This is a genomic window from Actinomadura alba (assembly GCF_014323705.1).
GTDB classification, from domain to species: Bacteria; Actinomycetota; Actinomycetes; order Streptosporangiales; family Streptosporangiaceae; genus Actinomadura_C; species Actinomadura_C alba.
Genome location: NZ_JABVEC010000041.1, coordinates 38,502 through 50,607, shown reverse-complemented (window position 1 = coordinate 50,607; position 12,106 = coordinate 38,502). Strand labels below are relative to the sequence as shown.

The window sequence follows — 12,106 nt, the reverse complement described above, 5'->3', positions numbered from 1 at the left end:
CAGATCGCGTCGATACCGACCCAGTACGAGGTCGTGGTGGACATCCGGGCGGCCGCGGCCGACGTCGCGCGGGTGGTGTCGCACTGGGGGAGGGTCGAGGCACTCGACGACGCGTCGTGCCGGCTGCACATGAGCGTGGACACGTTCGAGTGGCCGACCGTGGTGCTCACCTCGGTGGGGGCCGACTTCGAGGTCGTACGCCCCGCGGAGTTGCGAGACTACCTCCGTGCGACCGGCGAGCGGTTCGCACGTGCAGGCTCACGACTTGGGTCCGCGCGACCAGAGGAGAATTAGCCGTCGCCGAGCCCGTGCCGGACGCTGCCGTCCATCCCGCACGGAAGCCGTAAACAATCCGTAAACGGGTTCCGCCAAGCTCAAGGCACATGAGACAGCGGGCCGGACGGACCCGCCACTGTCCCCAACGGCCGGACCGAGGAAGGAACAATGCGAAAGCTCATCGAGTCGACGTTCGTGACGCTGGACGGGGTCATCGAGTCACCGGAGCAGTGGGGCTCGCCATACTGGGACGAGGAGCATGCGGGGTACGGTGACGATCTCTTCTCCTCTTCCGACGCCCTTCTGCTGGGGCGGGTGACCTATGAGGCGTTCGCGCAGGTCTGGCCGAAGATGGAGGAGGCCGGGGATGAGGATGCCGCCCGGATGAACGCCCTCCCCAAGTACGTCGCCTCCAGGACCCTGAAGGACGCCACGTGGAACGCCACGATCATCGAGGGCGACGCAGCCACGGAGGTCGCGAGGCTGAAGGAGCTGCCCGGTAAGAACATCCTGAAGTACGGGACCGGCGAACTCGACCGCACGCTCCTGGAGCACAAGCTGGTGGATGAGTACCACTTCTGGATGTTCCCCGTCGTCGCCGGAGGCGGCCAGCGCCTCTTCGACGGGATCGACACGACCCACCTGACGCTGGCGAGGTCCACGTCGTTCGCCTCCGGCATCGTCGTGCTCGTCTACGAGCCGAAGCGGTAGGTCCTACTTGCCAACGGCTACTACCCGCACGGCAGCGCCGGCAGGCCCGGCGTTCGCACGCCGGCCCCGCGCCCCAGCGGGACGGGGGTCGGCGCGCTGCGTCCCGGCTAGACCGCAACCGCGTTCAGGATCGGAGCGAGTTGCTCCTCCTCGTAGTCGAGATGGGCTTCCAGTTCCGCGGTGAGCCGTTCCACCTCGCTGAGAAGGACCGTGGGATCTGGCCTGTCCGCTGCCAGCAGGGTCTGGAGGGCGTTCAGTAGCCGCTCGACCGTCCGGTGCTCTTGGCGCAGGCGGGTCAGAGCGGGGGCGAGTTCCGGGTGCCGCCGCTCGAGGAAGGGGAACATCTGGTCGTCCTCGCGGACGTGGTGACCTCCCAGTCCCCGGCACAGGGTCAGGCAGTTGACGCGCAGTTGCGCGCCGAGCCCGGGCCCTGACTCGGCGATCTCCTTGCGGATCAGCGCCAGCTCTCTGCGGAACGAGTCGTGGATCGCCTTGAGAGAGTCGCCTGCCGGCCCGGCGGGTGGCCCGCCGCCGATCGGATCGAGCGCGACCACGGGAAGGACCCGGGTCGTCTTGGCCTGGTAGGCCGCCCATCCGGGGTCCGCCTCGGCCGCGCGGGCGAAGACGCTGTCGCGCTCGTCGCCCTCGAGGACGACGGCGTGCGCGTCGTAAGTGAAGACGCCGTCCTCGACCGTGACGTGCGCATCGGCCACCAGATTGTGGAACCAGTCCGGATGGTTCGGCGCGCCACCGGCCGAGGCGATGATCAGGATTCGTTCGCCGCCGTCGGGAAGGTAGCCGAGCGGAGTCGTGTGCGGAGCTCCGGAGCGCGCTCCGGTGGTGGTCAGCAGGAGCAATCGGGCTCCCTCGAAAGGACCACCGACCCGTCCCGCGTTGGCACGGAACTCATCGATGATCTGTTGGTTGAAATCGATCGGCATTCTGTTCTTCTGCTCCAGGATCAATGGCCCGCGGACTGTTCGCGGGCATGGCGAAGAACCGCCCGGTGGGCGGCATGAGGGCACTACGGAATGGCCTCGACCGCAATGCGAAAGAGGGAAGGCGCGCGTCAGAGCCCCAGGTCGTCCGGGTCGATCGCCGGTGGGATCGGCGTCGGCGCGGCTCTCGAGAAGGGTCGGCGGTCTACGCCGCCAGACAAGCACGTGGAAACGTCGCGGAAACGCGCGGAGAAGAGGGAGGGCGGGCCTCTCGCCCGCCTGGCGGTCACGCCGTGGCCGGGTGCCTCACTCGCTCTTGGCCCATGGCCGACCCGGCAGTCACAAGGGCGATCCTAATGCCGCGAAAGCGCCAAGGCAATGTCGCATTACCCCGCCGGTACCGCGTAGCCGAAGTTCGGCGTTGGGCAGTCACGGCCGGTCGCCCGATGCCTCCGCGGGCGGGCGCAATTCGGCGGCCACGGCACGCTCGCGTTGCTGCGCGGCCTCCGCGCGGGCCGCATCCCGTTCGGAGGTCAGGTCGGTGACCCGCGCCTGGGCGCCGGCCAGCGTCAGGCGTGCCTCGGCGAGTTGCCCGCGCAGCTCTTCGAGGGCCGCGCGGGTGCCGGCGAGTTCGGCACGGGCGCGTTCGGCCTCGGCCATGGTGGCGTCCCGCGCTGAGAGCGCGCCGGCGCGCTCGGCCTCCGCGGCGCTCGCGGCTCGCACGGCCTCATCGCGGGTGGCCTCGGCCGCCTGCGCTCTCGCCTCGGCGTTGAGACGATGCCTGTCGGCCTGTGCAGCGGCCTCCTGCGCCTTCGCGAGCGCGCCGAGCGCCTGGGCGGCGTCCTCTGCCGAGGTGCGGGCCTCGTGCCGGGCCCGGTCGGCGTCGGCGCGAGCCTGCTCGCTCTCCCGGCCTGCGCGCTCGGCGTCCCTGACGGCCTGGCGCGCTCGCTCCTCGGCCAGTACCTGGGCCTCACGCGCCTCTTCGACGACGCGCCGAGCCTCGGAGCGCGCGGCTTGGACGGCCCGGTCGGCCTCCTCGCGCACGGCGACCTCGAGTCGCTCGGCTTCGGCCAAAGCCGCCTGCACCGCCAGCTCCGCGTTCGTACGAGCCTCGTCCGCCTCGGTGAGAGCTTCGTCGCGCTCCCGGTCGGCGGCCTGAGCCCGCTGCCGGGCCGAGCGGGCGCGCTCCTGGGCGCTCTGGGCCGCCTTCTCCGCCTGCGCGGCCCGGTCGGCGGCGTCCTCGCGTTCGGCGAGCGCCGAGGCCACCTGGGCCTGCGCCGCGGCTTGGGCCGCGCTGATACGCGCCTCGACGCCACGCGGTGACAGTTCACTCTCCAGCGCCTGGGCGAGTGGAGCGATCGCCGCGCTGAGCCCCTGTTCCATCCGTTCGTACAGATCCTCGGCCTTGGCCAGCGAGCCTTCCAGGCCGGGAGTCGCGCGTCTGAGCTCGCGGTCGCGCTTGGCCCGGGTCTGGCAGTCCGTGCCCGAACAGTAGGCGCGGGGCCGCCCGCGCCCGGATCGCTGTTGCACCGGCCGCCCGCAGTGACCACAGGGCCGGACCGCGGGGGAGTCGTTCTCGGGAGCCGATGGGTCGTCGACCTGCGCGCCCGATGGATTCTCGCTCATGGCCGGGCCCCGGGTCGTGGTGGTGGCGGATCGTAGTAACCGGGCCCCGCGAGTGGATCAAGCTCGATCATCAACAGCACCATCGCACAGCCCGTAGTCCTTCGCATCACCGATTGATCGTAGCAGTTTTCTGGTTTTCTATTTCCGGAAATTAACTAGTGCCGAAAAATAGTGGAAATAGGTCACGGGAATGAGGATTCCCGCAAGCTATCGATCCCAGGAGACCTCTAGGGGGCAGACCAAGTGTCGGCCCTTGAGCAGCAACCGACCGGTCAACGGCGATAGTGAGCCGGGGCGGGCGGAGTTACCGCCGTCCACCGGTCCGATGCGGGTCGCCTGCTTTGGGGTAATCGGCTGGGGAGCCTTGTAACGGTTCGGTGGCCGTGGGTTGGTTACCGGTGGGTCGGTCCTACTTTGCGGCGCATGCCGGTGGATTTCCTGACTGATGATGAGGCGGCGGCCTATGGCCGGTTCGCCGGGGCGCCGTCGCTGGCGGACCTGGAGCGGGTGTTCTTCCTCGATGACGAGGATCGGGCGCTGGTCGAGCGGCGGCGTGGCGAGCACATGAAGCTGGGTTCGCGCTTCAGCTGGTGACGGTCCGGTGGGTGGGTTCGTTTCTGGAGGATCCGCTGGATGTGCCGACGGTGGTGCTGGACTTCGTGGCCGAGCAGCTGGGGATCGCTGATCCGTCGGTGGTGAAGCGGTACACCGGGGGCCTGCCGGAGAGCCCGGACGCGCTGCTGGCCGGGCATGCCCGCACCCTGGATGCCGCCTACCGCGAGGTCGGCGGGCGGCTGCCGGTCAACACCGAGGTCCGCGTCGATGACGCCGGGAAGATCCACCTGACGGGGTCAAGGCCGTCGAGGAGCCGCCGTCGCTGGTCGACCTGCGCAACCGGACCACCGCGATGCTGCCGCGGGTGGACCTGCCCGAGGTCATCTTGGAGGTGATGTCGTGGGAGCCATCGCTGGCCGAGGCGTTCACCGCCGTCTCCGGCGGCCGGTCCCGGCTGGAGGACCTGCCCATCTCGATCGCCGCGTGCCTGGCCGCACATTCGATGAACGTCGGGTACCGGCCGATCGCCAAGAACGGCGTGCCCGCCCTGGAGCGGTCACGGCTGTCGCACGTGTTCCAGAACTACTTCCGGCCTGAGACGCTCGCGCCGGCGAACGTGCCGTTGGTGGCTCGCCAGGCCGGGCTCGGTTTGGCGCAGGCGTGGGGTGGCGGCATGGTCGCCGCGGTGGACGGGATGCGGTTCATCGTCCCGGTCCCGGCCGCGTTCGCCCGCCCCAACCGTAAGTTCTTCGGCTCCAAACGCGGCATGACCTGGCTGAACGCCATAAACGACCGGGGCATCGGCCGCGGCGCCAAGGTCGTGTCGGGGACGGTCCGCGACTCGCTGCACATGGTCGACGTCATCTTCGGCCTGGACGGCGGCGAGTTGCCCGAGATCGTGGTCACCGACACCGGCTCCTACTCTGACGTGGTGTTCGGGCTGCTGGAGCTACTGGGCATCTCGTATCGGCCCGCGCTGGCCGACCTTCCCGACCAGAAGGGCTGGCGGATCAACGCCGACGCCGGCTACGGCGCCTTGAACACCTTCGCCCGCGGCAAGATCGACCTGCGCAAGGTCCGCCGGAACTGGGAGGACATCCTGCGGGTCGTCGCCTCCATCTACACCGGCACCGTCCGCGCCTACGACGTGGTCACCATGCTGCAGCGCGACGGGCACCCCACCGCGCTCGGCGAGGCCATCGCCGCCTACGGCCGGATCTTCAAATCGCTGCACATCCTGGCCTACATCGACGTCGACGAGACCTACCGCCGCGACATCAAGCACATCCGCAACCTCCAAGAAGGCCGCCACTCGCTGGCCCGCAAGATCTGCCACGGCAAGAAGGGCGAGCTCTACCACCGCTACCAGCGCGGCCTGGAGAACCAGCTCGGCGTGCTCGGCCTGGTCCTCAACTGCGGCGTGCTGTGGAACACCGTCTACCTGGACGCCGCCGTCCAGCAGCTGCGGGCGCAGGGCTACCCGCTCCGCGAGGAGGACATGGCCCGGCTGTCACCGTTTGTCAGCAAACACCTGGGCGTCCATGGCGCCTACAGCTTCGCCCTGCCCGACCTGCCCCCCGGTGCGATCCGCGAGCTGCGCGACCCCAACGCGGCCGACGACGACGAAGACGAAGACGACAAGACCTATCGAGGGGTCCCCAGCGGACAGTTGCTCAAGACAGTGCTCACCGGTACTGCCAGGAGGTGCCGGTTGCCGCGGGCCTGACATCCCGGGGTGCTGTGTCGTCGAACTGGTGACAAGCAAAGATTCCACACCCGATTGGAAGTGATGGGTAGCGATGCCTGCGCACCGCGAGGTAGACGAAGCCAAGATCAAGCAGCAGGTCGAGAAGATCGTCGAAGGAATCCGCGCCAAGGACCTCGAGGGCCTGAGGCAGCTTTACGCGACAGACGTCGTCTCCTTCGACGTCGAGCCGCCGCTGCAGCACGTAGGGATAGAGGCGAAGTTGGAGAACTGGACGAGGGCGTTCACGCTCTTCCAGGATGTGAATTATGAGCTTCGCGACCTGACACTCACCGTGGGCGATGACGTGGCATTCGGCCACGGTTTCGGTCGGCTCAGCGGCACGCTGAAGAACGGGACGGCGACGAGTGGCATGTGGGTCCGGGCCACGTTCTGCTTCCGGAAGACCGACGACCATTGGTTGATCGCGCACGACCAGGTCTCTGTGCCGTTCGACATCGCAAGCGGCAAGGGCGTGGCCGACCTCGAGCCCTGACGAGTCGCCGAAGTTCGGGGGCGTCGCGGGCGCTGCCGCCGTTAAGCCGCTGGCCTGGTTTCGCAGGCCGGGGCGCGGCGGTGCTGCCGGTGACGCCCCTGTCCGTGCTGACCGGGGCGTCATCGGCCGAGCGGGTCCAGGCGGATGCGCCCGGCGACCGTCGCCGGCCAGACGCTGAGGGGTTCGTTGGCGTCCTGCTATTGCCGGCACGATGAGACCTGGCCGCGAGGACCAGAGTGCCCGGCGCCGGCGTGGCACCGGGCACTCTCCGGGGTTCAGCGACGTGTCACACGCCCGCCGTGGCCTGCGGCGACGGCTCTCGGGCGGGGATATCTGCGGGCCGGGTCAGCGGGCCGCCGCGCAGCAGCGTGCCGCAGATGACGGCGCCGGCTGCGAAGATGCCGGCGCACCATCAGAACACCGTGGGTAGCTGTGGACCGCCGCGAGCTGGACCAGCTGCGGTGTCGGCCGTCCGTGCAGGTGGCCAGCCAGGTCGTGGGCGGTGGCGTTGGCCGCGATGGTGTTGAGGAGCGCGGTGCCGATGTATTGGGTCCCCCCGACGAGGAATGCTGGTGGTTCAGAATCCGATGGTTTCGCGGAGCAGCAGGACGGTGCCGCGCCCGGGGTGGGGTTCTTCGTTGAGGATGAGAAGGCGGTTGAGGGCACTGGGCTTGCCGTAGACCTTCATGGCGCGGTCGTTTTCCAGCGGGAGGCAGTGGTCTTCGATGCGGCGCAGCGCGGTGGGCAGGTCGGACACCACCTTCTGCGCCCCGACGATCCAGATCGCGTGGGCGGCGGCGCCGGCGTAGCCGGGCAGCTGGCTTCCGCTGGCAGAGGCGACCACAAGGGAGCCGGTTTCGGTGACCGCAGCGACACTGCCCACGATGACGTCGGGGGTAGACATCAGCCGCCAGATCTCGCGCAGTTGGGTGGCGCGGTCCATGGCCAGGCCGCGTGGCTTGACGGCGTCGTAGCGCCCGCTGGTGTTGATGTCCTCCTCGATGCCGGACAGGCGGAGGGTCTCGCTGGCCCCAGTGAACACGCTGGCGCCCTCGGGTATCAGTTCTTTGATGCGGGTACGCGCGGCGGCGGCGTCGTCGAGGATTTCCACGGTGAAACCGTGTTCCGTCAGCGCAGCGGCCGCCCGCTCCAGGCGCTGCGCGGGTGCCGGGTCGGTGAACGGTGATGCCGGCATTGAGGTAGTCATGATGTCTCTGAGCTTCCTGTTTGCTGGATGATGTGTTCGTCTCGGCAGTACGACGACACAGCCCCCCGGAATGTCAGGCGACGCGCCAACCTCACAGTTCGGCGCGCTATCTCGTCGAACAGGTGAGTGCAGATGCGACCAAGGGAGCCGTCGACACCATGACCACCCAATCCGAGCCAGGACACGGCCGGCCCGATCCCGGCCTGAGTGCGATCATGAGCGAGCGGCGTCAGCTGATCAATCTCGCGTACCGGCTCCTCGGCTCCCTGGCCGAGGCTGAGGATGTCGTACAGGAGACCTACGCCCGCTGGTACGCCATGTCCCGGCAGCAGCAGGACGCCATCGAGTCCCCCGGCGCCTGGCTGGCGAGGGTCGCCAGCCGCATCTGCCTGGACGTGCTCGGCTCGGCGCGCGCGAGGCGGGAGCGGTATGTGGGCGAGTGGATCCCCGAGCCGCTGCCCGAGTGTACGGAGTGGATCAGCGGGCGGCCGGGCGGTGCGACCGTCGACCCGGCCGACCGGGTCACCCTGGATGAGTCGGTCAACATGGCCTTCCTGGTCGTGCTCGAATCGATGACCCCGGCCGAACGCGTCGCGTTCATCCTGCACGATGTCTTCTGCCACTCCTTTGCCGAAGTGTCCGATATCGTCGGCCGGACTCCGGCGGCATGCCGCCAGCTGGCCTCCTCGGCCCGCCGCCGCATTCGCGAATCGCAGGGCCCCGCGAGTCCGACAGCGCAGCAGGCCGGCATCGTCAGGGACTTCAAGCAGGCATGGGAGGCCAAGGACATCGACGCCCTGATCGGCCTGCTCGACCCCGACGCCACGGCGATCGCCGACGGCGGCGGCCTCGCCACCACCTTCCTGCGCCCCATCGAAGGCGGCGAGCAGATCGCGCGCGCCTGGGTCGAGATCGCCGACCGGAGGCCCGGCAACATGACGTTCCTGGAGCGTACGGTCAACGGTCAGCCCGGTCTGGTGGCTCAGCAAGACGGCGTCACCGTGACGGTGTTCGCGTTCGAGGTCGCGGGCGACCGGATCAAACACATCTGGGTAGTACGCAACCCCGAGAAACTCCGTCGCTGGACGACGGGCTGAGGAGCGTCTCCATGCCAGGAGCGGCGCTCGGGTCGGCGCGACGTGCCCCAACCTGGTGCCCGGCGACCTGCGGCGACGCGTCTGCATACGGCGCACAGCTCATGGCGATCATCTGCGATAGACGATGAAGCGATCACGGTGCTGACCTGTTCAGAAAGACCCAGTTTGGGGCCTGTCGCAGGAACCTGAGGGGTGGGCCTCACTCCTCCCGAAGCTGGCTGGCCCCAAACTAACGCTGAGTAGTTGAGGGGTGGATTGGCGGAGCGGCGGGGCTACGGTTGCTGTTCCTGCCCGGCGTCGGTCAGGGTCTTGTGCACGACGCCGACCGAGACCTTGACTCCGGCGGCGATGGTGCGGATGGATTCCCCGCGTTTGCGGCGGGCGAGAATCGCGGCGCGTTTGTCGTCGTCGACCACGGGGCGTCGGCCGCCGACTCGGCCCCGGCGCCGGGCCGCCTCCAGGCCGTCTTTGGTCTTGCGGACGATGTCGCGGCGCCGGTCTTCGGACAGGGCGAGGGCCAGATCCAGGATCAGGGAGCGCTCGGTGTGCTCGCCGGCCGCGATCCCCTCCAGCACCTTGACGGCGACGCCGCGCTGGAACAGGTCGTTGAGGACGATCAGGCCTTCGAGGAGGTTGCGGCCGAGGCGGTCGACCTCCTGGACGGTCAGCATGTCCCCGGTGCGGATGTGCGACAGCGCCTGCAGCAGCGCGGGCCGGTCGTCGGTGTTGAGCTTGCCGCTGATCTTCTCCTCGAACACCTTCAGGCAGATGGGGTCGAGGGCGTCGTGCTGCCGCTGGGTTTTCTGCTTGTCGGTGCTGACCCAGACGAGACCGATGAGCGCCACGGCGATCACCTTTCGTTCATCAAACGTGGTGCGTGGAGTAGATGAACCCTAGTGGAAAATGAACGCCAAAATGAACGCCGGAACCGGACACGGTGGTATCTCCGGCGGGCATCCGGCCAGCGTTCGTCAAACGGCCGTTAGCCGAACGCCCGAACGCCTGCGCCAACCCCCGTTGCCCCTTCCAGGCTTACTTGGTCTGCCCCCGCACCCTCCACCGCTGTGCCACAGATAACAGGGCCTCTTCGCGTCTGGGCTCCGGCACGTCGGCCCAGGTTGCGATCAACGCTGCTGCAGGTAATAGAGCGTTATCTGTAGTTGGACCGAGTGAACGGTGGTGGGGCGCAGCGCCAGCCACATCGGACCGGTGGACGGCGGTACCTCCGCCCGCCCCGGCTCACTATCGCCGTTGACCGGTCGGTTGCTGCTCAAGGGCCGTGTCCTGGCTCCGTGATCCTGATGACGGCTCAGTTGCACCGTCCCCTACCGGCTGCGCAGCCCCGACCAGATCCGCGCCTACTTCACCGGCCTCGAACTCTCCTCGACCCCGGCATCGTCCCCATCGCCTCCTGGCACCCCGACCCCAGCCCCGCGGCGCCGAAGGAGGTCTCGGCGCACGGCGGCATCGGCCGCAAACCCTAGACAGAACGCCTTGCAGCGCCTCCCGCGCCGAAGGAAGCCGCCGATGCGGCGGCCCGCGACCCGATCCAGCCACCCCCCGCCCTCAACTGAACTGCTGGCGAAGCCGACCCGGCTGCCTCCGCTGGCCGTCCCGCTGGCCGAGTGGGGGCTGACCGCCGGAACCCTGCCCCCGGCGAGCACGGGCCCTTCCTAAAGATCTCCATGACCCTGCTGGACGACCCGGGCTGTGGGCAACTGACGAAATCCCCTGTCCAGCAGTGGTGCGGCGTTCCTTCCGCCTCGGATTCCACGCCGAGCAAGGTCATCCTCCGCTCGGCGGGAACCCGATCTCGATCGCGTAGGTCCTCGCTTCAGGAGGGGCGGACGGAGAGGGCGTGGTGGAACACGCCGCGCGGGTCCCAGCGGCGTTTGACCTGCTGCAACCGAGCGTAGCCGTCCTTGTAGTAGAGGGTGTGCCACGGGATGCCCGAGCCGTTCCACGTCGGGTCGGCCAGGTCGCTGTCGGGGTAGTTGATGAACGCGCCGTCGGCCGGGACGCCGCCGCTGTCGGCGTAGACGTCGCGGTAGAGCTCGCGGATCCACGCCAGGTGCCGGGCCTCCTCGGCCGCGTCCTCCCAGCCGGCGAGGAAGCCGACCTTGAAGATCGAGTCACGGTGGGCGGTGGCGGTCGCGCCGGGCCGCACGGTGTTGACCTGGCCGCCATAGGTGTTCACGAACACGGTCCCGCCCGGATGGTCGTAGTCGGACCTGGTCAGATGCCGGTGGAGGGCGGCGGCCTGCCGATCGGTGAAGCGCCGCCGCAGATAGCCCGACTTGATCTTGACGCTGTAGAAGGGGCCCGGCGCGTCGTCGAGACCGTGGATCGCCGCGGTCAGCCAGGGAAGGGTGGACGCCTGGCGCGCCGGGCGTACCTCGACACCGCCTCCGAGCGCGGTGGTCAGGTCGTCCAGCAGCCGCGTGGCGCCGCTGTCGGCGGCGACCTGGCCGATCAGCGTGAGGTGTCCGGCGGATCTGGTGCTCAGCAAGAACTCGCCGTACAGCGCGCACGCGGGCGACCCGGGTGCCGAGTTGCGCTCGCCCCACTCCCCGTAATTGCGCACCAGCCGGACGAACGTCTCCCGGTCGAGCCGCTCCCACGGCCAGGACAGGGTGAAGTCCAAGACCGTGGCCGGAGGAGCCGGCAGCGGCCTGCCGCTCGGCGACCGGAACCAGTAGCGGGTGACGATCCCGAAGTTCCCGCCGCCGCCTCCGGTATGTGCCCACCACAGGTCCCGGTTGGGGTCCGACCGCTCCCTGCTGGCCACCACGCTCCTGGCCCTGCCCGACCGTCCGACGACGACGACCTCCACCGCGTACAGGTGATCGACCGACAGGCCGTGCAGACGGCACAGGGCACCGTAGCCGCCGCCGCTGACATGGCCGCCGACTCCCACCGAGCTGGCGGTTCCGGCCGGGACGGTCACGCCCCACCCGACGTACAGCCTCCGGTACATCTCGCCCAACGTGGCGCCCGCCTCCACCTCGAAGGCCCTACGGCGCCGGTCATAGCGGACGGCCGTCATCTCGGAGAGGTCGATGACCACCCGGACGTCCGGGGCGTCCACGAAGTTCTCGAAGCAGTGACCTCCGCTGCGCACGGCGAGCCTCCGGCCGGTACGCACCGCATCGTCCACCGCGCGTACGACGTCTTCAGCGGAGTGCACCACATGGATCTCCTCTGGCCGCCCCTCGAACCGCCGGTTGTAGCCTCGGCGCACCATCGAGGGATAGCGCGGATCTCCCGGCCTCACGCTGACCGGCCCCTGAACAGACGCCTTCCCGGGAGGCGAGGCCACTTGCGCCAGGGGAACCGATGCGGCGGTCACCGCGCCGCCCCGCAGGATCGTCCTTCTCGTGTGTCCGGCCACAGACGGCCTCCTTGAAGGGAGGGAATGTTTAGTCGCACGCTAAGAACGGGCGAGCCGAACGGTCA

The 12,106-nt window shown here is 69.0% G+C and carries 12 protein-coding genes and 1 pseudogene; 7 read left to right on the top strand and 6 right to left on the bottom strand.

The window, feature by feature from the left end; translation table 11 throughout:
• Positions 1-33: 33 nt before the first annotated feature.
• Both HKK74_RS33850 and HKK74_RS33845 read left to right on the top strand, forming a co-directional pair.
• A complete protein-coding gene (locus HKK74_RS33850; RefSeq protein ID WP_446678440.1) occupies positions 34-294 on the top strand; it encodes a WCX domain-containing protein in 261 nt (86 codons plus the stop codon).
• Between the two features lie 150 nt (positions 295-444).
• Complete coding sequence (locus HKK74_RS33845; protein ID WP_187247485.1) at positions 445-987, top strand: dihydrofolate reductase family protein; 543 nt, start codon at positions 445-447, stop codon at positions 985-987.
• Positions 988-1,094: 107 nt separating this feature from the next.
• Here the strand turns inward: HKK74_RS33845 and HKK74_RS33840 are convergent, their stop codons facing one another.
• Entirely contained in the window at positions 1,095-1,928 is an 834-nt protein-coding gene (locus tag HKK74_RS33840; RefSeq protein WP_187247484.1) for a nitroreductase/quinone reductase family protein, read from the bottom strand.
• Positions 1,929-2,354: 426 nt separating this feature from the next.
• Positions 2,355-3,551: a coiled-coil domain-containing protein gene (locus tag HKK74_RS33835; protein WP_187247483.1), complete on the bottom strand. Its 1,197-nt coding sequence runs from the start codon at positions 3,549-3,551 to the stop codon at positions 2,355-2,357.
• Positions 3,552-3,974: 423 nt separating this feature from the next.
• Between HKK74_RS33835 and HKK74_RS33825 the strand changes: the two are divergent.
• The 3 genes and pseudogenes from HKK74_RS33825 to HKK74_RS33815 all read left to right on the top strand — a co-directional run bounded on the left by HKK74_RS33825 (position 3,975) and on the right by HKK74_RS33815 (position 6,346).
• Positions 3,975-4,501 (top strand): annotated as a pseudogene (locus HKK74_RS33825) (DUF4158 domain-containing protein).
• A complete protein-coding gene (locus HKK74_RS33820; RefSeq protein WP_222723076.1) occupies positions 4,471-5,832 on the top strand; it encodes a Tn3 family transposase in 1,362 nt (453 codons plus the stop codon). The pseudogene HKK74_RS33825 and the gene HKK74_RS33820 overlap by 31 nt, the downstream one beginning before the upstream one ends.
• A 73-nt stretch (positions 5,833-5,905) precedes the next feature.
• A complete protein-coding gene (locus HKK74_RS33815; protein ID WP_187247479.1) occupies positions 5,906-6,346 on the top strand; it encodes a YybH family protein in 441 nt (146 codons plus the stop codon).
• 577 nt (positions 6,347-6,923) lie between these two features.
• Here the strand turns inward: HKK74_RS33815 and HKK74_RS33810 are convergent.
• The gene (locus HKK74_RS33810) at positions 6,924-7,541 is read right to left on the bottom strand and encodes an LUD domain-containing protein (RefSeq protein WP_246492255.1); all 618 of its coding nucleotides are present in this window, start codon (positions 7,539-7,541) and stop codon (positions 6,924-6,926) included.
• Positions 7,542-7,711: 170 nt separating this feature from the next.
• Here HKK74_RS33810 and sigJ point away from each other — a divergent pair, with 170 nt between their 5' ends.
• Complete coding sequence (gene sigJ / locus HKK74_RS33805) at positions 7,712-8,650, top strand: RNA polymerase sigma factor SigJ (protein WP_187247477.1); 939 nt, start codon at positions 7,712-7,714, stop codon at positions 8,648-8,650.
• A gap of 272 nt (positions 8,651-8,922) precedes the next feature.
• Here the strand turns inward: sigJ and HKK74_RS33800 are convergent, their stop codons facing one another.
• Both HKK74_RS33800 and HKK74_RS33795 read right to left on the bottom strand, forming a co-directional pair.
• Positions 8,923-9,495, bottom strand: a complete 573-nt coding sequence (locus HKK74_RS33800) for a recombinase family protein (protein ID WP_187247476.1) — start codon at positions 9,493-9,495, stop codon at positions 8,923-8,925.
• A gap of 279 nt (positions 9,496-9,774) precedes the next feature.
• Positions 9,775-9,924 (bottom strand): hypothetical protein, encoded by a 150-nt coding sequence (locus HKK74_RS33795; protein WP_187247475.1) that lies wholly within the window; start codon positions 9,922-9,924, stop codon positions 9,775-9,777.
• A 253-nt stretch (positions 9,925-10,177) separates the two neighbouring features.
• Between HKK74_RS33795 and HKK74_RS33790 the strand changes: the two genes are divergently transcribed.
• Entirely contained in the window at positions 10,178-10,327 is a 150-nt protein-coding gene (locus HKK74_RS33790; RefSeq protein ID WP_187247474.1) for a hypothetical protein, read from the top strand.
• Positions 10,328-10,484: 157 nt separating this feature from the next.
• Here HKK74_RS33790 and HKK74_RS33785 read toward each other — a convergent pair whose 3' ends face one another.
• The gene (locus HKK74_RS33785) at positions 10,485-12,041 is read right to left on the bottom strand and encodes an FAD-binding oxidoreductase (RefSeq protein WP_187247473.1); all 1,557 of its coding nucleotides are present in this window, start codon (positions 12,039-12,041) and stop codon (positions 10,485-10,487) included.
• Between the last annotated feature and the right edge of the window lie 65 nt (positions 12,042-12,106).

What these genes read in the sequence shown, in the direction of transcription:
- HKK74_RS33845 (WP_187247485.1), top strand. Translation starts at nt 445, where the DNA reads ATGCGAAAGCTCATCGAGTCGACGTTCGTGACGCTGGACGGGGTCATC.
- HKK74_RS33840 (WP_187247484.1), bottom strand. Translation starts at nt 1,928, where the DNA reads ATGCCGATCGATTTCAACCAACAGATCATCGATGAGTTCCGTGCCAAC.
- HKK74_RS33835 (WP_187247483.1), bottom strand. Translation starts at nt 3,551, where the DNA reads ATGAGCGAGAATCCATCGGGCGCGCAGGTCGACGACCCATCGGCTCCC.
- HKK74_RS33815 (WP_187247479.1), top strand. Translation starts at nt 5,906, where the DNA reads ATGCCTGCGCACCGCGAGGTAGACGAAGCCAAGATCAAGCAGCAGGTC.
- HKK74_RS33810 (WP_246492255.1), bottom strand. Translation starts at nt 7,541, where the DNA reads ATGCCGGCATCACCGTTCACCGACCCGGCACCCGCGCAGCGCCTGGAG.
- sigJ (WP_187247477.1), top strand. Translation starts at nt 7,712, where the DNA reads ATGACCACCCAATCCGAGCCAGGACACGGCCGGCCCGATCCCGGCCTG.
- HKK74_RS33790 (WP_187247474.1), top strand. Translation starts at nt 10,178, where the DNA reads ATGCGGCGGCCCGCGACCCGATCCAGCCACCCCCCGCCCTCAACTGAA.